Source organism: Weissella kandleri, assembly GCF_001438705.1.
Lineage (GTDB): Bacteria > Bacillota > Bacilli > Lactobacillales > Lactobacillaceae > Weissella > Weissella kandleri.
This window is the reverse complement of record NZ_JQBP01000001.1, coordinates 282,270-306,890: the sequence shown is the minus strand read 5'-3', so window position 1 is coordinate 306,890 and position 24,621 is coordinate 282,270. Positions and strand designations below refer to the sequence as shown.

19 protein-coding genes are annotated in these 24,621 nt (G+C 37.9%); 1 reads left to right on the top strand and 18 read right to left on the bottom strand.

The window, feature by feature from the left end; genetic code table 11:
- The first annotated feature begins 26 nt into the window (after positions 1 to 26).
- The gene (gene tagD, locus IV73_RS01520) at positions 27 to 443 is read left to right on the top strand and encodes a glycerol-3-phosphate cytidylyltransferase (RefSeq protein ID WP_057753828.1); all 417 of its coding nucleotides are present in this window, start codon (positions 27 to 29) and stop codon (positions 441 to 443) included.
- Between the two features lie 28 nt (positions 444 to 471).
- On the opposite strand, the gene IV73_RS01515 is transcribed toward tagD, so the two are convergent.
- The 18 genes from IV73_RS01515 to IV73_RS01430 form a co-directional block, all read right to left on the bottom strand.
- Entirely contained in the window at positions 472 to 1,290 is an 819-nt protein-coding gene (locus tag IV73_RS01515; RefSeq protein ID WP_057753826.1) for a LicD family protein, read from the bottom strand.
- 16 nt (positions 1,291 to 1,306) lie between these two features.
- Positions 1,307 to 2,122, bottom strand: a complete 816-nt coding sequence (locus IV73_RS01510) for an ABC transporter permease (protein ID WP_057753823.1) — start codon at positions 2,120 to 2,122, stop codon at positions 1,307 to 1,309.
- A gap of 31 nt (positions 2,123 to 2,153) precedes the next feature.
- Complete coding sequence (locus tag IV73_RS01505; protein ID WP_057753820.1) at positions 2,154 to 3,737, bottom strand: ABC transporter ATP-binding protein; 1,584 nt, start codon at positions 3,735 to 3,737, stop codon at positions 2,154 to 2,156.
- Positions 3,738 to 3,750: 13 nt separating this feature from the next.
- Positions 3,751 to 4,761, bottom strand: coding sequence for a hypothetical protein (locus IV73_RS01500; protein ID WP_057753817.1), 1,011 nt, complete (start codon positions 4,759 to 4,761; stop codon positions 3,751 to 3,753).
- Positions 4,762 to 4,782: 21 nt separating this feature from the next.
- Positions 4,783 to 5,928, bottom strand: coding sequence for a CDP-glycerol glycerophosphotransferase family protein (locus tag IV73_RS01495; RefSeq protein WP_057753814.1), 1,146 nt, complete (start codon positions 5,926 to 5,928; stop codon positions 4,783 to 4,785).
- 33 nt (positions 5,929 to 5,961) lie between these two features.
- The gene (locus IV73_RS01490; RefSeq protein ID WP_057753811.1) at positions 5,962 to 6,387 is read right to left on the bottom strand and encodes a hypothetical protein; all 426 of its coding nucleotides are present in this window, start codon (positions 6,385 to 6,387) and stop codon (positions 5,962 to 5,964) included.
- A 62-nt stretch (positions 6,388 to 6,449) separates the two neighbouring features.
- Positions 6,450 to 8,573 carry a CDP-glycerol glycerophosphotransferase family protein gene (locus IV73_RS01485; RefSeq protein WP_057753808.1) on the bottom strand — a complete coding sequence of 708 codons (2,124 nt, stop codon included), beginning with the start codon at positions 8,571 to 8,573 and terminating at the stop codon, positions 6,450 to 6,452.
- Positions 8,574 to 8,602: 29 nt separating this feature from the next.
- A complete protein-coding gene (locus tag IV73_RS01480) occupies positions 8,603 to 11,416 on the bottom strand; it encodes a CDP-glycerol glycerophosphotransferase family protein (RefSeq protein WP_057753805.1) in 2,814 nt (937 codons plus the stop codon).
- Between the two features lie 74 nt (positions 11,417 to 11,490).
- Positions 11,491 to 12,960, bottom strand: a complete 1,470-nt coding sequence (locus tag IV73_RS01475; protein WP_057753802.1) for an SGNH/GDSL hydrolase family protein — start codon at positions 12,958 to 12,960, stop codon at positions 11,491 to 11,493.
- Positions 12,961 to 13,062: 102 nt separating this feature from the next.
- Positions 13,063 to 13,956 carry an LCP family protein gene (locus tag IV73_RS01470; RefSeq protein WP_057753799.1) on the bottom strand — a complete coding sequence of 298 codons (894 nt, stop codon included), beginning with the start codon at positions 13,954 to 13,956 and terminating at the stop codon, positions 13,063 to 13,065.
- Between the two features lie 25 nt (positions 13,957 to 13,981).
- The gene (locus IV73_RS01465; RefSeq protein ID WP_057753796.1) at positions 13,982 to 14,359 is read right to left on the bottom strand and encodes a hypothetical protein; all 378 of its coding nucleotides are present in this window, start codon (positions 14,357 to 14,359) and stop codon (positions 13,982 to 13,984) included.
- Positions 14,360 to 14,374: 15 nt separating this feature from the next.
- The gene (locus IV73_RS01460; RefSeq protein WP_057753792.1) at positions 14,375 to 17,341 is read right to left on the bottom strand and encodes a bifunctional glycosyltransferase/CDP-glycerol:glycerophosphate glycerophosphotransferase; all 2,967 of its coding nucleotides are present in this window, start codon (positions 17,339 to 17,341) and stop codon (positions 14,375 to 14,377) included.
- Between the two features lie 336 nt (positions 17,342 to 17,677).
- Positions 17,678 to 18,475, bottom strand: coding sequence for an alpha/beta fold hydrolase (locus IV73_RS01455; RefSeq protein ID WP_057753790.1), 798 nt, complete (start codon positions 18,473 to 18,475; stop codon positions 17,678 to 17,680).
- A gap of 260 nt (positions 18,476 to 18,735) precedes the next feature.
- Complete coding sequence (gene lpdA, locus IV73_RS01450; RefSeq protein ID WP_057753782.1) at positions 18,736 to 20,142, bottom strand: dihydrolipoyl dehydrogenase; 1,407 nt, start codon at positions 20,140 to 20,142, stop codon at positions 18,736 to 18,738.
- A 2-nt stretch (positions 20,143 to 20,144) separates the two neighbouring features.
- Positions 20,145 to 21,458 carry a dihydrolipoamide acetyltransferase family protein gene (locus IV73_RS01445; RefSeq protein ID WP_057753779.1) on the bottom strand — a complete coding sequence of 438 codons (1,314 nt, stop codon included), beginning with the start codon at positions 21,456 to 21,458 and terminating at the stop codon, positions 20,145 to 20,147.
- A complete protein-coding gene (locus tag IV73_RS01440) occupies positions 21,451 to 22,431 on the bottom strand; it encodes an alpha-ketoacid dehydrogenase subunit beta (RefSeq protein WP_057753776.1) in 981 nt (326 codons plus the stop codon). Before IV73_RS01440 ends, IV73_RS01445 begins: the two co-directional genes overlap by 8 nt.
- 2 nt (positions 22,432 to 22,433) lie before the next feature.
- Positions 22,434 to 23,570, bottom strand: a complete 1,137-nt coding sequence (locus IV73_RS01435) for a thiamine pyrophosphate-dependent dehydrogenase E1 component subunit alpha (RefSeq protein ID WP_057753773.1) — start codon at positions 23,568 to 23,570, stop codon at positions 22,434 to 22,436.
- Between the two features lie 13 nt (positions 23,571 to 23,583).
- Complete coding sequence (locus IV73_RS01430; RefSeq protein ID WP_057753770.1) at positions 23,584 to 24,582, bottom strand: lipoate--protein ligase; 999 nt, start codon at positions 24,580 to 24,582, stop codon at positions 23,584 to 23,586.
- Positions 24,583 to 24,621: the final 39 nt, after the last annotated feature.

Below are 24,621 nucleotides of genomic sequence, written 5' to 3'. Positions count from 1 at the left end.
ACTATTAATATACTGAAGGAATCGTTATGAAAAGAATTATTACCTATGGAACATTTGACCTCTTACACTATGGTCACATTAATCTGTTGAAACGGGCCCATGACTTAGGAGATTATCTCATTGTCGCTCTATCTACTGATGAATTTAATTGGGATGCTAAACAAAAAAAGACCTATTTTCCTTATGAAAAAAGAAAGCAACTCTTAGAGGCCATTCGCTATGTCGATTTGGTGATTCCTGAAACTTCTTGGGAACAAAAAAATTCTGACATTCAACTATACCAAGCCGACATTTTTGTCATGGGTGATGACTGGCAAGGTAAGTTTGACTATATCGCCGATCAGACTGATGCCGAAGTTATATACTTACAACGCACTCCGGAAATTTCCACTAGCCAAATCAAAAACGATTTAAATCAACATAACTTAACTAAAAATCCATAATAAAACGGCTCATTTTTTGAGCCGCTTTTTATTTTAGATAAAAATGACCATGTGCTTTGCGTGCCTCAACGGGGGGCAATTCTAAATATTGTGGGCCATATAAATGCGTGAGATAAGTTTGCACATCTGTTGGTACATATCCTTCACGTCCCTCAAATTGAATTTTTTGGCGATGTTGATAAATAGAAGCTGCATTCGTTTCACGTTGTTGATTAATGCCTTGTACGATATACAAACTCATCACTTGCGAATTTTTATATTTTGCATTCGTCTTTTGTGCTAATGTGGACATCTTTCGCGCAAAATAACTAATTTTGAAAGGCTTCAAGACAATCCGTAAACTTTCCTTACAAAAAACGGCCAACCTTGATTCATCATCTCGATATCCCACACGCCGTTTACTATTTCTCAAAACATCCAAAATTTTCATTTGATAATAATGTCTTTTTTGCCCTTGCTTAGAATCTGGCAAATGGTCGATGGGAAAAACATCTAAAAAGACCCCGTGGTTAATATTCAAATACTGATTGATTGAACCAGTTTGTAAATCAATCACCCGGGCATAACCATTCTCCCAATTCGCATCGTATTCTAAACTCTTTAATTGGAATTGCGTGTTCTGCGGTTGATATTCAGCAACAAATCTTTGATAATCATCCCTTAACAAACCCAAATCCATATCATCATCCCAGGGAATAAATCCATGATGTCGAGTGCCACCTAGTGCTGAGCCACCCGTTAAAAGATAAGGAATCTGGTTATCATTAAAAAACTTAATAACATCATCATACATCGCTAAGATTCGCTGTTGAACTTCAGGTATTGATAATTCTTGCTGCGTTTCCATTATTTCAATCCTTAACTTAGACATATTCTGAGAATTGTGACTTAAACTTCAAATGTAAGTGTGAACCAACCATCAAAATAATCAGGGTAATAGTCCAAAATAAAATGGTCATATTGTCCCAATTAATATTAAATGCCGCTTCATTTCCAAATAAAGTATTACGGAAACCATACACTAAATAATATGTTGGGTTTAGTTGTAAAATATCCATCAAAACTGGTGACATACTTTCAACCGGGAAAATAACCCCGCTCAACCACATTCCCATATTTAAAGCCGTTCCAATCAACGGAGACAAATCCGGTACGATAATCACAAGTGTTGATAATAATAAAGCCATGCCATATGCAAACAAAACAGCAGCAGCAAAATAATAAGCCAAGGCAATTAGGTTAATATGCACTGATAAATGGGCATACATCCGAATTCCAACACCAAGCAAAACTAACACATATAAGGGCAACAAATTACTCAAAAGCGAAATTTGCGGAGCAATTGACAAAGGAAAATTCATTTTCGCTGCAATTCCTAGTTGACGCTTCACTGCTTTAGAACCAACATTAATCGTTTGTGATATAAAACGGTAAACACCCATTCCAACTAGCATCCAAGACAAAAAGCCCCATGAACCACCCGCTCGATCGGAATAACTACGCAATCCCATAAAAATCATCAAAAAATAGACACTCACTTGTAAGATGGGGTTAATAATTTCCCACACTTGACCTAAATAATAGTCCTGACTCGAACTGCGCCGATCATACTTAACAATCCGTTGAGCAATCTGATGATTCTTAATCTGTTCTATTAAAACTTGAATTAAACTATTCATTTTTACCTACCTTTAAATTTTCTTCAAATCATTAATGTTCCAAATTATTACCATCAGTAGGAGAAGCTGCTCCTGAATCCATATTATCTCCATCCGAATTTGTACCACTATCGGAATTGGAATTATCTACTGGCGGTTGTGAATTATTTGAATCATTAGCTGGCGGAGTTACAGGTGTAGGAACAACTGCTTGACTACTACTGCTACTTACACTAGGGGTCACCGCTGGAACTGTAGGTGCAACATAAGCCGGAGCATCATCAACCGATGGAGCAATCATGCTGTCCATTGAACTTTCAACTGCATCTTTTTTCCGATCCTGATCTGATCGCTTTTGTTTATCTAATTCACGTTTTTTCAAGATTTTAGCGTTTTCAATCGCAGCCGCATTCCGCGTTTGGGAAGCAACTTGAATTGAATAAAGTGAAACGGCCATAAATAAGCCAATCAATCCACCAACAATCGCCCAATTAACGACCCCAAAATGAATTTGATCTAAGTTACTGCGGGCCGTCCCAAACAAAAAAGCACGTCGTTGCTCTTTTGGCGACAAATCTAAATTCACTAATGGTGTATCATCTGAGACAACCGCCGGATCAAACTGTGCTTGCTTCCGCTTCGCATTTTGCATATAACGCCGCCGTGATGCTTTTGGTTTTTGCGCAAAATTGCGTTGCCACCGTTGATACTTACTTAAAACAACCTTAGTATCACCAAATTCGATCAGCTGTCCATAATGCATCCAAATCACCTTATCTGCGATTTGAGCCACTTGACTATCTGAATGACTAACAAAGAAAATGGTCTTACCACGTTCCTTGAATTCCTGGATTTTAGCAAAAGACTTGGCCGCAAAAGTGGAATCACCAACTGACAAGGCTTCGTCAATAATCATGATGTCTGGATCGGTTTGAATCATGATGGAAAATCCTAATTTAGAGCGCATTCCGGATGAATAACTCTTCACCGGCTGATCAATAAACTTCCCAAGTTCTGAAAATTCAATAATTTCACCAATACGCTCATTAACTTGCTTCTTCGTAAAGCCCGACATGTACATCCGTAAATAAATATTATCTCGCCCCGATAGATTGGTTCGTAATCCCGCATTCACGGAAATTTCAGACACCGCCCCATTCACGTCTAAAGAACCGCTAGTAATGGGAATGAATCCACTCACTGCTTTCAATAAAGTTGATTTACCTGAACCATTCAGTCCGACAATCGCCACCGTCTGACCTTCTAGAACTTCAAACGAAACATCACGTAAAGACCAAAAATAATTTTGATTACGTTGCCTAAAATTAAATAACGCCTTTAATTTATCACTCCGCGTTTGTAACATTTCAAAACGCTTTGAAACATGTTCAGCTCTAATTTTAACTGCTGAATGCTCCATATTAAATTTTGGAGTGTATTGATTATCTATTGGTTTCACATCAACTGGCCTGGATGTTTCCCTTTGATCAATCGTTACATTTTCAACTGCTTTTGGCTTTTTATGGCCTTTATTGTGCGATGATCGCCCAAAACTAAACCGGCCTCTTGGCTTTTCATGCATCCGACTATTTCGCGAACGAAAAGGTCGTTGCTCATATTCTTGTTCATCACTCATTGTTTACCCTCAACTATTTTATTAAAGTTTTCAAATTAATGTCACCTTCAACAACTATCGACTTTTGCACCTTTTGATAAGTTGCCAACATCTGCTTTGAAGTTTCACTAAAGCCATACATTTCTTGATAAAGGTCAGTCAATTTCGTTTGTCCAACCGGAATAAATTTTCCAGCACGCATCACAAACAATTCCAAGCGATCGCCTTGAGGATGAACACCTAATATAATCTTTTGATTATACGTAATTTTGATTAAGTTATGGGCCAAATCTTCAGTTAACGTCACTTTCTGAATCGCATGCGGATTATGTGCTAAAGCTTTAACAGCTCGATCGCTATCGAGCTTTTCATCTAATTTTGACTGATTAATTCGAACCATTGCTAACGCTAACACAGCACCGTATTGATGGTTATTCAATTTATCTAATCCAGCTTGACTGCGTTTTTTATTTTTAAGCTTAATCGCTTGCACCCGCTGATTATATGATGATTGCTGAGTTTGCTTGATTTCAGTCAAACTAATTTGGCGTTTTTGGTCGTTTTTTAAGTTTTGTTGGGTTAACGTTAAATGATTACCATCTCCATTAATACTTAAAATTTTTGATAATCCCTTTTGATTAGAATAATAATCTTTATTAATCGAATGTTGCACCCCAAATTTGCCCGAAGCTTGGTTATCAGTATCAACAATATACTTAGAACTTAAAATAAAATCAATATTCCCATGCCGGGGACGTCCGTAACGACCATATTGCACAACTTGTTGCTGTAACTGCCCATTCAGCGACGTTCCGTTCGAAGTAATAATCATGGTCCCGTTCTTTAAAAAATCTACCGTGGAATTCCAAACAATCCGTCGATTGCTATCTGAACTATCGATATAACTTTCTTGTGTTTTATAAGACTTCCCGATTAAACTATCTCGACTTAAATAAGCATGAACCCAAAAAAAGGACCCAACCAATGCGCCTAAAGTTACCAAAATTACTATAGCATTTATTAACCAATTATTTTTTTTATTCATAATATTCTACCTACATCTAATTCAATTTTCTTTAATAATTTGTTTTAAGCTCTGGACCGTCTCAGTAGCTGCATGCGAATTAAATTTCTGATTAAGCTGTACTAACTTTTCAACTGGATACGGCTTCGTTTCTAAGAGCTGTTGAACAAACACTTGCTCTTTATAAAAAATGGGCAAGCCAGTTTCACTTGGTTCAAAACTAAAGCCCCGTTCTTGCCGATAACTATCAATATCGGTTTGGATTAAATAAATAGGTCGTTGATAGACGGCAAAATCAAAGAAAACTGATGAATAATCAGTAACTAAAACATCAGCCACGATAAATAATTTATATAAAGAAAACTTTGAAGCAACAATCAAATTATCAGGCTTTTCATCCTCAGTAAAATAATGACCACGATAAATTACATTATATTTTGTAGTTAATTGTTGCAAGGCTTGATCAGATAAGATTCCACTATGCAAATCTGACCCGCTCCGATAGGTAGGAACATATAACAAAACTGGTTTATTATTCTTAATGTTTAACTGCTTTTTGATGCGCTTCGCCCGATATAAACGGTCGTAACGTAAATTAATGTTTTTGCGTAGTTGTCCGACTTCCAAAACATTTTGTGTTTGTGGAAACAGATTCGTTAACTTTTCAGTATCATATGGACCATAGGTGAATAAATCATCAATCTGCACATGATCGTACCAATACTGCACTAGTGGTGCTAAACCATTTTCTGCATGTCCTAGCGCCTTCATTGGAATTCCATGCCAAAATTGGATATAGATATTATTCGGATGCTTGAACGGGACTAAGCGATCAATACTCGTATTGGAAATCCAATATTTTGATTTCAGTAAATGATAAAAATAACTGATATTATTAGAAGATACCTTCCGTCGTATGGCAGATTGTTGAAAATCTTGTGGCCGATTAAACGCCCACACCAATTCATAATCAGCAAAATCCGGATCTTCACGCAACAAATGATAAGCCTCTAATGGCGTGTCTGAATATTGCCGTCCACTATAAGACATAAATAATATTTGTTTTTCGTTCGGTTTTACAAATACTTTTAAAATAGTTATTAAAATATAACCGAAAAAAAGCCAACAAAACCCAAATAGTTTAGAGGCTTTAATAAAATTTTTGATCTTTTGAGCGGTAATTTTCATTAATAAATTCTTTCTATCACTAAGTAATATTATTTACTGGATGGCTCGTTGAATTAAAGCGGTCGCAATTAGTGTCCCCACTTCAATTTTCACATCCTTTAATCCCAAATTTAAAACCTGCACCTTCAAGTTTTTCCCATCTGTTACAGGCTGAACTAACAATAAATGTTTTTTCGATAAAGTATCTGTTAAATGTAATTGAATATACTCCAAATCATCTAACTCAATGGTAATGCCAGTGAGAATTTCAAAGGGTATTAAAATATTCTGTAAATCGGGATTACTCCGCAAGCCCTTTAACTGCTTGCTAATTTTTAATAAATTAAAGTCTTTAAAAAATGGATTATTTAAAATCGAAGGTACCACTACTGTATTTTGAGCTTCCAGGGCATAACCAGGTAACCCATTAGTCCCAAATGGTAATTGAATATCTTGATTGTCTTGCTGGATTTTTCTCACAACTAACCCTCTTTCATCATACTACGTACATAATATATTAATGTAACATTTTTATGCTATTTTTATTGCCAAAAAACTTTCACTGACAAGATGCGTCGCTTCAACATGCGCAAATATTGTCGAACGTTTACCAAAAAATAATGCCAACTAAGTCTCTGCCAACTACTTAAATTTAAATGCACAGGTCTTTGATGGCTCAACTTATTGCGGATAAATTGAGTATGTTTTGCATTAATGTCCGTGATATCAGCTAATTGTGCATCAACTGCCTGCCTGTATTCCATTCCCATCTGACAATTATTTTGGAATAAATTAGTTAGTTCCACTAACAAAGCATCTAGATTAATCACAACTGGACCAAATTTCCAAATCGTTTTATCAAAAAAGCCATGCCATTGTTGTTCATACTCTGCTTGATCAAACTGGAATAAAATAATAGGCTTTCGTTGATAGGCAAAATCCCAAACCATGCTTGAATAATCAGAAATAACTGCATCTGCATCATGAATGACTTGTCCCAAGGCTTCTTGACTACTGTCGGTTACCATGATCTGCTCGTTTTCCCCTAAATATTTACTAAACCGACGCATCTTCGGATGCAAAAACACCTTTAATTGATAATGATTTTCTTTTAATAAATCCTGTAAGATTGGGCTGCTAATTAGTTCTTGAATTGCCAGGAAATAATCACTTTGCAAAAATTCTTCATCAGTTAAATAAGCTAATTTTTCGCGCCATGTTGGAAAATATAAAATCATCCGCTGTGAAAGCTGCGGTGTTAACTTTTCCCACCGTGGTAACCCAAATGTATTAATCCGACGCCGGGGATATTTTAAGATTGTCTGAATCAACTGCCGTTCGTGGTTCGTAGACGAGTTGATATAATCATAACCGGAGCGCTGATACTTAAAGACGTCCCCCAATTTACGAATGCCCACCACCCCATGTTGTAAGAAATAATTATTCTTTTGACGGGCTAGTTCAATTATGTTTCCAAAATTAAAATTAAATTGATAAACATGCGGAATACTCTCTGAGGCTACTAACATTTGGTCTTCAATTAAATGCTGATAATATTTATCACTAAAAAGCGGTAAAATTTGTGACGCCCAAGGTGCCAAATCATGTGCTTGGGGCGCTTTGGTGTCAATGACATAGAATGTATGCTCAGCCAAAGACGTCGTTTGTAAGTAACAGAATAAGGCGAAACCGTTGTCTTGCGCCATTTGTGCCTCTTTTTCAAAAATAATGATATTCCCATTTTTCTGATTGGGGCGATAACGGCGCAAAGCTTGAGCTTCCCGCTCTCGAACTTCTGGCAAATCTACTTGGTGTAAATCGCGATAATGAATCCATAACGCTTTATTAAAAGCGACTTGCACTAACAACTTCTTTTGTGCATTAATTTTAAATACATCTCGATATGGACGATGTAGCTGTTGATAAAATTTACGCGAAATTGCATTAACCTGATACGTTAAATTCAACTGATTCTTATCTGCATGTACAATTAAGATATATGAATCACTATATATTTCATTAGAAATATCAGACTTATTAAAGCTAGCTCGAATTTCCCACCATCCGTTTAGCCTTTCAATTGCCTGGTGCTGAGGTTGCAAATCCACAGTCGCATCACTACGCCGATAACTCAAAGTTATCCCGCTAATGTGGTTTAAATTTTGTGGATACACCGGTTTAAATTGGACGACAAACGTTAATGTTTGTGGGGCATCAATAATTTCATCCAAGCGTTGTTTTGCAATTAAGCCACGCTCTTTTCCATCAGCATAAAATTTCTTACAAAGATACACAGCTAAAATGCCATCAGGAGTCATATAAGGAATCACGTCCCGTCCCGCGCTAGCCAAAGCCGCCAATGGATTAAAATAACGCGCCCAAGTCGGCATACCAAGCGTCTTAACATTCACAATCTGATACAACTGACCATCCACTTGGGCACAAATCACAAACCGAAAATTATGTGTTAAATCACTAAAAGTCGATTCGTCCATATTAATTTCAAAAAGATCGTCTGCACATTGTCGACTATGAAGCGAAATTTTTAAATTTTGTTTTTGATTAACCAGCCAAAATTGATCAATTTGCGTGCCACCCAGACGTTGCAATTTTATCTGCACGCCTGCTGCTTCAAATTTGACATAGGCTCCCTTTAAATTTTTCATTGACCTCTTCTGTGCCCCTCTATCCAGATTCATCGTAATTTCTTTAATAGATGTTTGAGTTTACGTTTTACTTTATGCAAATGATACTCATAAAAATTTTGAAAATTTTGTTTAGTGTCCATCAATGCTTCTGCTGTTGCTAAAATTCTATCGTTTGCATGAGTATCCCGTTGTAGATATAAATCATCCAACTTATCAGGCTGGGCTACCATCAAATGCTTTTGCTTTAAGCTAATTTCCACGGCTTGTAATAACTCATCCACCTGCCAGTAAATAGATCCAGGAAATAGTTGACTAACTTGCTGTTCTTTTTGGGCCAAACTATCATCCAATTGATAATAGAATACCGGCCGATTTTGCAGCGCAAAATCTAGAGCAACACTTGAGAAATCTGTAATTAATAATCCGTGGTTAATCAATAGTTTTTGAACCGTATCTTCCTTTTCACTAATGACATGTACTCCCGTTAATGCAAACAGCTGATTATAACGTTGGAAATTATGATGTAGATACAAATCTACTTGCAAATGCTCTCGCTTGATTAAATCTTTTAAATCTGGATGCATCAATAGTGCCGTCAAATGGCGATAAAAGTCTGTTTGCATAAATTCATCTGGTTCTAACCGATCTTGCCCTTTACGCCAACTAGGCATAATTAAAATTCTCTGTCGTACTTTTGCTTCCGGCCATTCAGCATGCTTTCTTAATAATTCATCAAACCGGGCAAGCCCCGTCAAGGCAACTTCATATGGCCGGTAACCCATTTGCTGAATCGTCATTTGTTGTTCTCGTTGACTTGAAACAATATAGCGATTGGTAAACATTGGATTTCGTCCATACAAGCGTGACAAGTCACGAACCCCCATAATACCATGTTGTAAGAAAATCTTCTTAACCCGCTTTTGATACCCTTGCCAGAAGCTAGTATTGACGGGATATGCATAAAATGAAGAATTCGTATGAACTACGAGATCAACATGCGCCATCAATTCAAAATGTTCCTTAGATTTGTAAACAACAACTCGATCTTCATAACCTGCTAGATTTTTCCAATCCGCTGAATCCGCCGTCAACACATATTTAACATCAAAAGGCTGTTGTTGTGAATGCATTAAGTAATTGAAAAAGGCTAACCCATTATCTTGCGCTCGATCTGGTGATTCAACGATTACCATCTGCGGCCGTGTATTACGTTTATGACCGGTTAAGTGTTGCTTTTTTAAGCTTTGATAAAAAATTAATGCCTCCTTTGAAAGAAAATATGTGCGTAATGATAATTCTTGATGGTTTGATGTCCCATAAGGATTTAACAAAACCTGTCCATCATCTTCATATTCATTACTCAATTCTTCTGGCATGTTATGATTCCACTTTGCCCGCACATGGTATTTCCCAACAGACACCCCTGGATAATCTAACCGAAACAAAAGATCATAGATTGTACCGTCGTAATTATCCCGTGTAATTCCAGTAGTAAACGGAAATTGATGCACATCAAATTGGTAAGCTTTCTTACCATTCTCATCATTCGCGTCTGATGATAAATACAAAGTCTCCTTAGAGCCACGATTGCGAATTGCTAAACTCAAACCTACCGGAGTGAGCGTTGGTTGCATCCACATGACTAATTCAAAATGATTTTGTTTCGTCATCAACTGAACATTACTTTGCTGCACCACTGCACGTAACCATTGACTAAAAGAAACTAATTTTTGCTGAAAATTTCCATTCTCCTGTTGATAACGGATGTAGAGCTCGTGATCATCCAACCAGGCATGTTTTTGAAAAACAATTAAATTATCCGCCACGTCTAGCGCCTGAATTGAAATATCCTGCTCACTTGCCCCAATTTTCTGAAAAAAAGTGACGTTTTTGACTTTAGTTAAAACTAGCGCCAATTTAATTTGAATTATTTGCCCAATTTCGGTCACATCTGAGACAAAAATGGGCGAACCACTCAAATTAACCGAATCTAGCGCCGTTTGCTCGTTCATCACCTTCAGCACTAAATGTTTCTGATGACTGTAACCTAGTTTAATCACAGGGCTTGCCGTTTCAACGCTTAATAGAATTTCTCGTTGATCTACAGGTATCTTCTCAATGCCATTTTGCGTTACTGCAAAATAAATTCCTCGAAACAAAAGCTGTAATTCATAATCAGCGACCACCGCTTCCAAATCATCAGGCCAGGTAATTTCTTTTTTGGTCGCATCAATAGCCTGTAAATTAGCCGGTATCATAGCTTGTTGCTGACGATCAATCCAGCGTGCTTCATTAATTTGTTTTAACAGTTCATCGTCTAAAATCAATCCCGCTTTATTTACATGCACCTGTTGTATTTCAATCATTTGTCTTTGATAATTGACAGGGGTCTCAACTTGATTTAAAAATGCTAATAAATCAGCTGATGTCTGAAAATCATAATCTTGGTCCAAAAAATTTAACCGATAACTTTTAATTCGATTTCGGCGATTAAAATAATATATTAAGTATGTTCGATTCTGACCATCACGATATTCGTCACGCAGATGCCGTCCGGTTTCTAATTGGTAAAATTTAAACAAAGTTGCATTTTTACGCCGATTCAACCTAATAATGACTTTTTCTTGCCCAGTTATTAGTTTAATTTGTTTAACTTCATGATTAAACCGACCTTGGTGCGTGATAACAACGTCTACTCCAGCACTATTAAATCGGTACTGCTGATGATCTTCATTATATGTTTTAGGCAGCTGTTCCCAATTACCAAACTGTGCTTCCAGATATTGTTGATAATTTTTAGTAACCCTTTTCTCCGAAGCCCCGAATCGATCAATGACTTGCGCTATGTTTTTAAAATTCATAATCTATAACCTACACCTAACACATTATTATTTATGTATAGCTAAAAATAGGCGAGCCTATTTTTAGCCCTAATTTAATTCTTTAAAAAATTATCTTTTAAAACTTCGTAAACTGGTTCTGAAATTCGTCGATAACCTTTACGCGTCAAATGTGTCATATCCACAAAGAGTTCACCATCATCGTGTGGACGTTCGACATATGGCTGCAAATCCAGATAATTCCCCTTCAAGGCCGCTTGTTGTTTTGCATTCAAAGTTTGATGAGATCCAAATACAACTACATCATTTCCATGAATAGGTAAATGCTTCAATAAATTAGTGCCCCGAATATAATCATTCATCGAAAAATTAGCTCTATTTTCCACATTTACTACTAAACCATCTGCCTTGGCCTTTTCTGCAATAATACTAGGTATCGTATTCGCATCATCACTGCCAATCCCATACATGACAGAATTACCTAAGAAATAGACATTCCGCTCACCCTGTGTTTTTTGTTCATCAGGTATCATACGATGACCATCTTGAATATTAACATAAGTCTCAGCCTTATCTTGTAATAAATCATACCCTGCATACGTATCTAATGACCAACCGTCAATAACTTGTTGCATATACTCAGATGATTCATTTAATTCTAACAAACTTTGCGGAAATTGATCATGGCGGGCCATTTCGCGAATTTTAGAAATCGATGTTTGCGCAGCTTGCCTTTCATATGCTGATTTATTTTGAATCCCCTTAGAAGTAGGAAAACGGACATATAAAACTTGTGCTCCTAATTCATATGTTTTCGCTAAGGGGTTAACCAAAACTTTATTAATAAAAGCTGCATTTAAAATCGCATTAAACGGAATAACTTCGGCCCCTGATTGGCGCAGCCTATTTAAATCTTTATGTGTATTAACACTATTTTCATTCCCGTCGCTAAAATCTATGACGATATCCTTATCACCCAATTTATCTGCATAAATATTGATGGGTTCATATGTTTGCCTAAACGTCATGGACATTTGATATCCGACTTGCATACGATCAGCAGCTAACAAATGACTAATTTGTAAAGTTCCTCGGAAAAATTCATCAGCCGACAAGAAATTAGCAGCGCGGGCTCCTTCAAATGAGCTAACAAAAATAGAAATATTCTTACTATTGGTAAATTGCAATAAAGTTGAACGCAGTTCGTCCATACCAACCACATACATCTTCTGCATCATTTTAGCAAAATACTCTTCACGTTGTCGGTCAATCCCATATAAACTCGGCGTATGATCCATGATATATTCATCATTCACCGTCACCTGCTCTGATATCAAACTTTTACCTGTATCAAAATTAAATATCTGCACATAATAATTTCCCGATTTATACAAAGGCACCGTTAAACTTTTTTGATCAGTCCAACCGGAAATATATACTCGTTCCCGATTACGTCGTTCCTGCTGATCAATTCGCCATAAATGTACTGAATTTTTAACACTATCATTTTGAAAATCAACCACTAAATTACCGTCTGAAAGCGTTAATTTGATATTATTTTTCATTTTACCTACTTCCATTTCCAGCCTAAAATAATTAATTTTAAATATCAAAGATGCATAAACAAAAGCTAAATGCCCATCATTTAGCTTTTTACCATCTCCCGACTATTGTTCATTCATAGCGTTTTCAATTTCATTATGCACGCGGTTGATTTCATTTTGTGGAATGATTTGGTACGACACGCCATTCTCCATGATACCATTTCCCATAATTTGATCGGTTTCAATTGTATTAGCCGCTTTACTATACTTCATTGCCAAATTTTGGAAAGAAGATTGAGAAATATTTGAGCGAACGTTATCTGAAACTGAAGCTAAGAAACTATTTGATAAGGCTGAAGTTGGATTTTGCTTTAACTTATTCAAAACAGCTTTCACAACCATTTGCTGACGCTCTTGTCGACCATAATCCCCCTTTGGATCATCGTAACGCATCCGAGAAAAGGCCAAGGCTTCATCCCCATCCATACTATAGCTTTGACCATTCACAAATGAATAGCCTTCATAATCAAACGTTAATGGTGCGGTTACCGTCACGCCACCAACTGATTCAACCAATTGCTTCAAGCCGTTCATATTAACTAACATATACCCATCCAGTTTGATATCTAATAGATTCTCAACGGCGCTAATTGCTGAATCAGCGTCGCCTTCTGCATAAGCTGCGTTTAATTTAGCAGTATGCCCGTTTAATTGAATCTGCGTATCACGCTCAATTGACACTATAGTTGTCTTTTCAGCTTTGGGATTAACCGTCATGACCATCATCGTATCAGTTCGACCTTTATAATCACGACCCAAAGCCCCAGTATCTGTCCCTAATAACAAATATGAAACGGATTTACCAGAACTGGTCTTTTGATCGGAAACCTTACTCAATGTACTATCAGAAGAATTAATTTTTGATGTCGCATTATGCAACTGATAATATGCATATCCAGAAATTCCGACAGCCAACACAACAATGACACCCAAGATACTCCATAGAACTTTTTTCATTTTTTTCTCCAATTTTTAAATGTATTTACCTATTCCAAGTAATCGCAATTTTACCAACAGCCCCTTTTTCAATTGTTCGCAAAACATATTTGTTATCGATACGCGCAATCTTATAAACAAAAGATTCATTCGTCTTCATATTTTGAAGAGTCACCACATTTTTATTTCTATCAACCGACTGAACCATGTAAAAATTTTGACCATTAACATTTACAATATTATCATGCACAATGACTTTCTTACTTTTATCATTATTTTGATAATACTGTCCCGGCTTTACCTTCGTCTGTTGAATTTGCATGGCACTATCATAATAAGGCTTCAATTTAAAATTCAGATATAAACTACCACATAATCCAATCAAAATTAAAATAATTCCCGCTCTTTTAGCCCATTTTTTCATATTTCGCTTCTCCACCTATAGTCTAGTAATAGCATTAAAAATTCGCTCTCGATTCTTGCTATCATTATATTTAAAAACGTCGTCTACACGTTTTATATATTTTGGATCCATCTTGAACTTATTATGCTTAATACATGCAATTAAAATCTTTACTAATTCATCATTGCTTTTAACAACAGGACCGAATAGGCGACGAGTATTTAAATCAGCATTATCCATACTGTGTTTTTTAACATCAAACTCCAAATCCCAATAATAAATTGGTCGTTTTAAGTAAGAAAAATCATAGCTAACACTTGATAAATCAGTTATCATCATATCCGCCTCTGACAGCGCCTTAGAGTAATTATCTTCAATGATTTCAACAGGTCCATCGACGTGATAGTCTGCGTTTTGCTGACGCATGGATGGATGTGGTAAGAACTTAAGTTTAACATTAGCCTGTGTTAAGGCATTTTTTAACGCTTCATTATTTAACAAAGCTTCAATTTGTTGATAATACTGCGATTCAACAAAATGTTCGTCATATTCATGATTAGGCAAAACTAAATATTTACGCCAAGTCGGTGCGAACAAAATTGTTTTCTCAGCATGCTTAGTTGTGGCTGCTTCAGTTAATAAATCATGCCGCGCGAAACCGGTTAATTGGAAAACTTCTTTTGGATATAGTAAATTATCTTTAATATCACGTCCGTTCAACAAGAACTCTTGGCGTGAAGATAAGACAAACATCTGGATGTTTTTATTTGTCTTCGCTAACCACGTTGTTAAATCAACTCCTAATGACAATCCATGTTGCAAAAAGACAAATTTAAATTTAGCCAACATATAAAACTTGGTTAACTTTTGAGGCAAAAAACGGAAAACGGCATCTTCTCCCGCCGATGAAATTAAGATATCCGCTGCTAATGCCACCGCATAATGTTCATAAGTATCAGCGTAAACAACATGTCCCCCTAATTTTTGTAACATCGGCACACTTTTCGAATCTTCATTAATGATAAAGTAAGCATCAATTTCTGGATGATTTTTTAATACATACTCATACATTACTTTCGCATTATCATCCGCCAAATCTAAACGGTCTTGGAAGACCCAAATTGGTTTCGTACCGCCAGCAAATTGTTTATACAAAGACAGTAGTTCACTATCTAGCACCACCAGTTTATTATCCAATTTCAACTGGTTAAAATCTTTTTGGTTACTGAATTGAAGTGCATTTTTTTGATAAACAAGGTCTAAATCTTCATTAACATGAGCTAAACCAAAGATGTCATCAGGAATCCCTGGTAAGAATTTACCATAGTTCATACGCGGATAAATAACATTTCCATCGACGGTAACTTCCAACGCAATCTTCTCGTTTAAAATAATTTCATCTTCTTGCAATTTAAATTCAAAATACGCAGCATGTAAATATTCCGAACCCAGCGTTTTACGACTCAAATTAACTGCTGTTTTAAAGGTACCTTCAAATGGGTGATCACCAATAAATAATCGTGCCGTTAATTTATTAGCAACCATTTCTGGGATTAGCAAATGCCCCCAGATCACTACACCATCTGAACGGTCGTCAACGCCATCAATATTCGTAATAATATCTTTTTCTTTATACAAGTTCACTGTATCATTTAAATGACTACCTAACTTCAAATTTTCACGGCCTTGCCGCTCAGCTTTCTTTTGTAAATAATAATTAATTAACCAATAACTTCCATTGCGATTACTATTAAGAACATCATAATCAACACGATCAAAAAGTTGATCAATCCACGTTAAATATTTATTTTGCTCCTTATCATTCAATAATTCTTGATTAAGATCTGTGCTAGAAACCAACCAAAAAATATCGTACATTACCGCAAATTGAAAATATCTTGGAATATAGCCAAAGAAATTTTGCGCATCATCTAAAACAGAATGCAAATTTTTAACCCTATCTAAATAATTTTCTTTATGATCTGTAATTGTATCCAATGTACTTGAGCCATGCTTGCGATAGTAATAAGGCGTCCCCGATATAACGCCCAAGGTCATTTTATGTTTGATAATTCGATTCATTAATAAGAAATCTTCACCAACTACGACATCTTCTTTAAACCGATAACCACTTTTAAAATATTCAGCTTGAACCAATGCTGTTGAACTAGACAATTGCACGAAATTATAATGTTCATCTAATAAAGAAACAACTTTTTGCTCTTTAAATTTATAGTTGAGGGGATGATCACGATTTATATTACCGAAAAACTTAATTGGAAATCCAATCACATCGACTTCATCACGATGTTGATAAAATAAATTGTAGGAGTTTTCCAATAAACGAGGATGTAAAACATCATCTGAATCCATAAAATTAACTGTAGCACCTTGGATATAGTCCAGGCCTGTATTACGTGCTACAGAAACCCCTTTTGACTCGGGTAACGCAATGTACTTAATATTATTAGGGTAACGTTCGGCATTCTTTTGCGCGATGCTTCCGGAACGATCAGTACTACCATCATCTACCATAATGAGCTGAATTTTATCAAACCCAATTGTTTGAGCAACCAAACTATCAATTGCTTCTTGTAAATATGGTTCTGCATTGTGTACTGCCATCACTACAGAAACGGCAAAATCTTGTAAGTTTAATTTTGGATAAAAGGTTTTAAAATAACCTTGCTTAGGTTTAAACAATGACTTTTGATTTTTAGTTTTTGTTGAGATTAACACTGTATTAACAGTATCGCTATCTAGCCTGATCATTCCAAACTCCGTTTTAGCGAAATAGCCATATGAACCTCGTGGTAAGTTATGTTGATTAAAAGTTGAATTAATTGCCTCTTCAGAAACAACTAAATGGCCTGAATCATTTCGATCAACCATTATCGCATAATATTCACTACCATCTTCTGGGCCCACATAAATATCGGTCACTTTTTCAACTCCATCACCCGCTACTTCAAAGCCTAAGTTATCGAATTTTATTACCTTCATTAATCATCACTCCTTATGTATACTTGCTTCTTTTTGGGTAATTTGCATTAATTTAACGATGCCTAAATAATGCACAAACAAGCATAACATTATCAAAATCAACCAGCATATTTCTATATGGTTAACGCAACCTAATTATATGGTCACCATCATAATATCTATTTATTATAAAAATAAATAGATATACATTATTTTAAAATTGCATCTATAATCTTTAACACAGTTTATCAAATGAATATTACCAAAAATAAAAATATTCATATTATTTACAATATCACGCTTATATATTAATAAACAAGCTGATTTTGCTTAATATGTTATACTCTAGCCGAATTTTTAATTAATTTGGTCAAAAAACGCTAAAGCGACCTGATTAAATTCATCTGCTGATTCGAGATGTGGCACGTGCCCCACTCCCTCAAAATGATAGGTCTGGGATTGCGCATTCCCTTGTAATTTTAACGCAACTTCTGGGTAATTAGCCGGATACAACGGTGACGCATCCCCCGACATAAATAAATGCGGTCGATGTTCGGCCGGCAAAACATCGCGCCAATCTTGCGCAATCCCATCCACCAATAACGGATGCGTTAATTTAAAGTCAAACGGCGTGTAATTTTCTGCCAAAACCCTTTTAATCTCGACACTTAAATGCTTTTGCGTTAATTTAATATGTGGAAAACGCTCCGCAAAACTGCCTAATTGACTCAAATCCGAGTCTTTGAGACCAGCCTGCCATTCTCCTTCATTTAACATTTTTGGTGATTGATCTTCCGTAATTATGCTTAAGACCTTTTGATTACCGAAAAGCGATAGATATAATGCCCCCACACTAGCACCCATTGAATGCCCAATGACATGTACCGCTGTAATATCCAGTTGATGTAGTAGCTCAGCTACATCCATCGCCAAACGCGCAATTCGAAGTCCCTGCGCGGCTTGTTCACTTTGGCCATGGTTGCGATAATCGAGCCGTAAAGTGCGATAACCGGCTGCGTTAAACGCTTCAATCTGTTCCGCCCAAGTAGCAATATTACTAGTATAGCCCCCCAGTAGTAACACGGTGGTGCCATTATGCGGACCATCTAATTGATAATGAATTTGAATTCCGTCATTAGTTTTAAAAAACGACATGTTTTCCTCCTTCATCCATGCCAAGTATTACACTTATCCAAAATTTTATTTCAATTGTGTATTCGTTTACAAATATCTTACCATATTATAAGTCAGTCTCTTGTCATCATTCACAAAGTTATCATTATTTAAATGTTCATCTAATTCATTTTACTAATCGAATACTGATCATTCTTGTCTGCAGGCTAAAAACAAAAATACACCCTTATCTATAAGGATGTATTAATAGTTTTATATCATCATTTATCTGCCATCAATTTCTAAATATGAATTCCAAGGCCATCCGCGACTTCAGCTGCGTCCATCAAAGCTTCTCCTAAAGTTGGGTGGGGATGGATTGTCAATGAGATATCTTCAGTTGTTAAGCCATTTTCAATCGCCAATGACAATTCGGAGATTAAATCAGAAGCCCCAGGACCGACAATTTGCGCTCCTAATAAGGCGTTCGTAGCTTTATCAGTAATCAAACGAACAAAACCTACGCCAGCATCCATCGCTAAGGCCCGTCCGTTAGCGGCAAAGGGAAACTTCGTCATTTTAACATCTAATTGCTTAGCTTTAACTGACGCCAAATCTTCACCAGTCGTTGCTAGCTCATAATGCGTGTAGGCCACTTCAGGCAACGAATAGTGCAAATCATGCGCATTTGCTGCTCCACTAATCGCTGCGGCTGCGACCTTGGCTTCGAAACTAGCTTTATGCGCCAATGCTGGTCCAGCGACAATATCACCAATTGCATATATATGAGGCACATTAGTTTGCATGCTATCATCGACTGCCAACAGTCCATGATCACCAATTTTAATATCCGTATTATTTAAGCCCAAAGTGTCAGTATTAGCTTTGCGTCCAACTGATACCAATAGATAATCACCCGTCACGGTTTGTTCTTTACCATCAACTTCAAAAGTTAAAGTTACATCATCATCGGTTTGAACAGCTGATTTAGCCATCGCTGACGTAAAGACTTGCCCACCATGAGCTTTGAAATCATCCAAAACAGGCTTGGTCATTTCTTTATCAAAACCATTTAAAGTATGGTCTAACCCTTCAACAATCGTAACGTCAGCTCCTAGGTTCGCATAAGCTCCACCCAACTCTGAGCCAATTACGCCACCACCGATAATGATTAAATGCTGCGGAACCTCTGGCAAACTTAGAGCGCCCGTTGAATCAACGATGCGCCCATTAAATGGGATGCCTGGAATCGCGACGGGGCGTGATCCCGTTGCAATAATACAATTTTCAAATTGTAATAATTGGTGCCCATCTTCTTGCACCACATTTAAGGTCTCATTATCATTAAAACTCGCTTCACCTTTAATGACATCCACATGGTGTTTCTTCAACAACATGGCAACCCCACTAGTTAACTTTTCAACCACTTGATGCTGTTTCCAATCCTGAGTCTGGGCCCAATCTAATGTTCCCGTCGTAGTTAAACCAAAAGGATTTTCTTCAACACTATTACGATAATGGTGGCCTACATTAATCAAAGCTTTGGAAGGGATACATCCAATATTTAAACAAACTCCACCAATTTCATCACGTTCAATAATCGTGACCTTTTGTCCCAGTTCGGCCGCCCGAATTGCGGCGACATATCCGCCAGGTCCTGAACCAATCACCACGGTTCCTACTTCTGTTGCTTGTGCACCCACAACCATGCTTACACCTCCATTAACATAAAGGCCGGATCAGCCAACAATTGCTTTAAGTAATTCAAGGCTTCTTGGGCTAACATTCCATCTATTAAGCGGTGGTCATAACTCAAAGATAATTTCATATTCTGACCAATGGCCAACTCACCTTCAGGATTGACGATGGGTTCTTTTACAATCGATCCAAGACCTAAGATAATGGACTCATGCCCATTAATAATCGGTGTAAACCAAGTTCCCCGCGCAGAACCTAAGTTAGAGATTGTCATGGTAGCTCCTTGCATTTGAGCCGGTTTCAAAGTCCCTTCACGTACTGCACTAGCCAATTCAGCAATTTCTTTGGCGATCATCATAATGGACTTACTTTCTGCATGCGCAATCACTGGTACGTATAGCCCAGCTGGCGCATTCACCGCAATTCCCATATTGACGGTGTCATGATAGACAATCTCGCTCTTGTCCATATCCACGGAAGCATTTAGCTCTGGGAACTTCTGACCCACAGCGGCCATCGCCTTCACTGCATAAGCCAAATATGTCAAATGAATATCATGATCCTTAGCCACCATCTTAAATTGTTGACGATGAGCAACTAAATTTGAGACTTCAACACTATCAAAATTCGTAACAGTTGGAATCGTTTTATTTTGTGTTTCCATCGCATGCGCGATTGCTTTGCGCACACCAGACATTGGTTGGCTGCCCGCCTTCATACTTGGGACCGCCTGCGTTTCAACCGGTGTTGCGGATGCTGGAGTGGCCTTTTTTGGGGCCGTCACTGAATCGTCCATCACTTGTTTCGCTTCTAATGCTTCTGGTGCTACGTTGGTGAAGTTTTGAACATCTTGTAATGTAATATGTCCATGCCGTCCTGTAGCTGGCACCTGATTTAAATCAATCTGATGCTCAATTGCATAATGGCGTACGGATGGCATTGCCAACACATTCCCATTCGTGGCCGTATGCATACTGGGCCTCACTTCAGTCGCTGTTGGGGTAGCTGGTTTGGAAACGGATTGATCATGCGCTTGAGATTGGGTCTCCGCCTTAGCTGGTTGAGCAGTTTTTGCAACATCGTCACTGCCATCCCCATCAAATTCAATCAGAGGGTCACCGACTGCCACGGTTGTATTCGGCTCTACAAAAAGCTTCGTTACAACTCCTTCATATGGCGATAAAATTTCTTGCATGAGCTTATCATTTTGCACTTCTGCCACCGAATCATCAACGGCTACATGGTCACCAACCTTCACTAACCAATTGGTGATGTCTCCCTCTGCCATCCCTTCACCGATATCTGGCATCTTAAATATTTCAGTCATAATTTACAACCTCCTGTGCTTTAGCCACAACGTCGTCAGCCTTAACCATCCAATCATTTTCAGCTTGCGCAAATGGATAAATTGAATCAGGCGCCGCAACTCGCCCAATCGGAGCTTTCAAGCTTAAAATAAAGCGTTCTGCAATTTCAGCCATCACGGTGGCTCCTACTCCTGCCATGCGTTGCGCTTCTTGAACAACCAAAACCCGACCGGTCTTTTCCACTGAAGCACCAATGGTCTTCAAATCTAATGGTGAAACCGTCCTTAAATCTACCACTTCTGCATCAATTCCTTGCTTAGCTAATTCTTCAGCGGCCTTTAACGAAACGGGCACACCGCCTCCATAACTAATGATGGAAAGATCTTTTCCTTCACGCGTAATCACTGCCTCATCCAATGGCGTCGTATAATAACCCTCAGGAACTTCACCCTTCAAAGACCGATAGAGATGCAAATTTTCCAAAAAGATGACTGGATCATTCGACTCGACTGAACTCAATAATAACCCTTTAGCATCAGCTGGATTAGCTGGCATTACAACCCGCACTCCGGGCACTTGTGCTACCATTCCTTCTAAATTATCCGCGTGCATTTCAGGGGTCTTAGTTCCGCCCCCATATGGCGCCCGCACAACAATTGGCATCTCTTTGGTATTATTAAAGCGGAACCGGGTCCGTGCCATCTGCCCAGCAATAGAATCCATCACCTCAAACACGAATCCGAAAAATTGAATTTCCATAATCGGCCGGTAATTTTGTGTGGCGAGTCCAATCGCCATTCCCCCAATTCCAGATTCAGCCAAAGGGGTATTAAAGACCCGCTCTTCTCCATATTTAGCTTGCAGACCATCTGTCGCTCGGAATACTCCACCATTTTTACCAACATCTTCTCCAAAAATCAAAGTATTTTCATCGTGATCAAGTGCCAGATCCAACGCTTCTTGAATTGCTGCGATATAAGTTTTTGTAGCCATAATTACTTGCCCTCACTTTCAAAATGCGCAATTTGCTCTTGCATTGCTTGACCAGGTACTTCCAACGTATACTTTAAGAAATCAGATATTTTTTGTTTTTCAACCGCATCCGCAATCTTAATTTGTTCATCAATTAAAGTATTAACTTCGTCTACATACGCTTGTTCCTTATTTTCGTCCCAAATGCCTTTTTCTGTCATGAAATTACGCATCCGGATTAATGGCTCTTTTTGCCACCAAGCATCAATATCTTCTTGCTTCCGGTATCGCAATGGATCATCACCCGCGGTTGAATGTGGCTCCAAACGATTTGTCATAGTCTCAATTAACACTGGACCATTCCCAGCGACAGCCCAGGCGCGCGCCTCCTTACTTGCTAGATACATCGCAAGTGGATCGTTTCCATCCACGACCAAACTTGGCAAACCAGCTGCCCAACCCTTAGATGCTAAGTGTTGCGCGGCAGTTTGTAATTTTCGTGGTGTCGAAATCGCATAACCATTGTTTTGAACAAAGAAAACTGCATTGGCATGGTATGCTGAGGCAAAATTAATTCCCTCGTAGAAATCACCTTGCGATGAACCACCGTCACCAGTATAAGCATATGCCACTGCATTCTGCTTACGCTTCTTCAAACCTAAAGCTGTTCCAGCTGCCTCAACATATTGAGCACCGATGATAATTTGGGGCATCCAAGCATTAACTGGGCGTCCATCTTCGGTTGTCATCTCATTTCCTTTAGCATGTCCACGTGACCACAAAATCGCCTTCCAAATGGGCCAACCTTTAACCACAATTTCAGGAATATCACGGTAGCCAGGGAATAACCAATCTTCATCATTAAACGCATACGATGATGCCATCTGTGAAGCTTCTTGACCAGCAGTTGGTGCAAAGAATCCAAAGCGACCTTGTTTGGCCAATTTTGTCGAACGAATGTCCAATTGCCGACTCAATAACATGCGTTGCATAATCGCTATTAAATCTTCATCGGTCAATTCAGCGCGCTTCAAAGCTTCGGCATCCACCACTTCACCAGCATTATTTAAAATCTGCAAAGTTGGAAAAGCTTCATCTTGCATTTGAATTTGATAATCAAAATCTAAAATTTGTCGATTCTTTTCTGTAATATTTGCCATCCCAGGCTCCTTTCTATTCTGCAATGTCACCAGTAAAGAGTGCCGCTAATTCAGCTTGCGTAATGTCACCGAAATATTGTTGAACATCTTCAGGTGTTAGCTGCTTTTCAATCGTTTGTGGACTAAACGGCTGCCCGATTAAACGATTTTCAATCTCCCGCCAATCGCGAACCCCCAAGAAATCACCCGTAAAATTCAATTTTTGAATCAAACCATGTTCCACATTCGCTAACACATCAATGCTTCCGCCTTGATATTTAGCATGATTTTGAAAATCAAATTTCGGACTTTGCCCATAATTCCACTCCCAAGTCGCAAACTTGTCTTTTCGCCATGATTCAATCCCAGCTTTTTGCACATCAGTTAAGATTAATTCTCCATCGCGACCTTTATCACTAAGGTAGTATGTTAGGGCCTCGATAAATTTATCTAAAGTTTTCGTCTGCGGAGCATAATCTTTAATATTTCCCACCCGTGCACGAACTGATTTAGCCGCTTTCGTCATAAATTTTTCATCAGCCACGTTTAAGGCGTGCACCATCGCATCAACGTCCGTATCCCAAAGCAATGTCCCATGATGCATCAAGTATCCACCGGCATAGCGCTGCGCATTTCCAGAAACCTTTTTCCCATCGACTTCTAGGTCATTACGCCCAGTAATTTGCGCTTCAATCCCGATCGATTGCAACGCATCCTGCATTGGTTGAACAAAGCGTTTAAAATTAACAGAACTACTATGCTCAACTGGCACAAAGAAGGTAAAGCAGATATTGCCTAAATCATGATAGACCGCCCCACCTCCAGAGACTCGTCGCACAACTTGCACATCATGCGTATCCACGTATTCTTGATTAATTTCACCAAACGTATTTTGATTTTGTCCGACAATAATCGCCCGTTTATTTTGCCATAAAGCAAACACGGGCTCCGTCGGCTTCAAATTGTAAAGTAGCCAACTATCCATTGCGATATTTTCATATGCATCATTTCCAAAATATTTAATAAACTGCATCTAGAACAACTCCTTATCAGTCATCTATGTAAGCGCTTA

What these genes read in the sequence shown, in the direction of transcription:
- tagD (WP_057753828.1), top strand. Translation starts at nt 27, where the DNA reads ATGAAAAGAATTATTACCTATGGAACATTTGACCTCTTACACTATGGT.
- IV73_RS01515 (WP_057753826.1), bottom strand. Translation starts at nt 1,290, where the DNA reads ATGGAAACGCAGCAAGAATTATCAATACCTGAAGTTCAACAGCGAATC.
- IV73_RS01510 (WP_057753823.1), bottom strand. Translation starts at nt 2,122, where the DNA reads ATGAATAGTTTAATTCAAGTTTTAATAGAACAGATTAAGAATCATCAG.
- IV73_RS01505 (WP_057753820.1), bottom strand. Translation starts at nt 3,737, where the DNA reads ATGAGTGATGAACAAGAATATGAGCAACGACCTTTTCGTTCGCGAAAT.
- IV73_RS01500 (WP_057753817.1), bottom strand. Translation starts at nt 4,761, where the DNA reads ATGAATAAAAAAAATAATTGGTTAATAAATGCTATAGTAATTTTGGTA.
- IV73_RS01495 (WP_057753814.1), bottom strand. Translation starts at nt 5,928, where the DNA reads ATGAAAATTACCGCTCAAAAGATCAAAAATTTTATTAAAGCCTCTAAA.
- IV73_RS01485 (WP_057753808.1), bottom strand. Translation starts at nt 8,573, where the DNA reads ATGAAAAATTTAAAGGGAGCCTATGTCAAATTTGAAGCAGCAGGCGTG.
- IV73_RS01480 (WP_057753805.1), bottom strand. Translation starts at nt 11,416, where the DNA reads ATGAATTTTAAAAACATAGCGCAAGTCATTGATCGATTCGGGGCTTCG.
- IV73_RS01475 (WP_057753802.1), bottom strand. Translation starts at nt 12,960, where the DNA reads ATGAAAAATAATATCAAATTAACGCTTTCAGACGGTAATTTAGTGGTT.
- IV73_RS01470 (WP_057753799.1), bottom strand. Translation starts at nt 13,956, where the DNA reads ATGAAAAAAGTTCTATGGAGTATCTTGGGTGTCATTGTTGTGTTGGCT.
- IV73_RS01465 (WP_057753796.1), bottom strand. Translation starts at nt 14,359, where the DNA reads ATGAAAAAATGGGCTAAAAGAGCGGGAATTATTTTAATTTTGATTGGA.
- IV73_RS01460 (WP_057753792.1), bottom strand. Translation starts at nt 17,341, where the DNA reads ATGAAGGTAATAAAATTCGATAACTTAGGCTTTGAAGTAGCGGGTGAT.
- IV73_RS01455 (WP_057753790.1), bottom strand. Translation starts at nt 18,475, where the DNA reads ATGTCGTTTTTTAAAACTAATGACGGAATTCAAATTCATTATCAATTA.
- lpdA (WP_057753782.1), bottom strand. Translation starts at nt 20,142, where the DNA reads ATGGTTGTGGGTGCACAAGCAACAGAAGTAGGAACCGTGGTGATTGGT.
- IV73_RS01445 (WP_057753779.1), bottom strand. Translation starts at nt 21,458, where the DNA reads ATGACTGAAATATTTAAGATGCCAGATATCGGTGAAGGGATGGCAGAG.
- IV73_RS01440 (WP_057753776.1), bottom strand. Translation starts at nt 22,431, where the DNA reads ATGGCTACAAAAACTTATATCGCAGCAATTCAAGAAGCGTTGGATCTG.
- IV73_RS01435 (WP_057753773.1), bottom strand. Translation starts at nt 23,570, where the DNA reads ATGGCAAATATTACAGAAAAGAATCGACAAATTTTAGATTTTGATTAT.
- IV73_RS01430 (WP_057753770.1), bottom strand. Translation starts at nt 24,582, where the DNA reads ATGCAGTTTATTAAATATTTTGGAAATGATGCATATGAAAATATCGCA.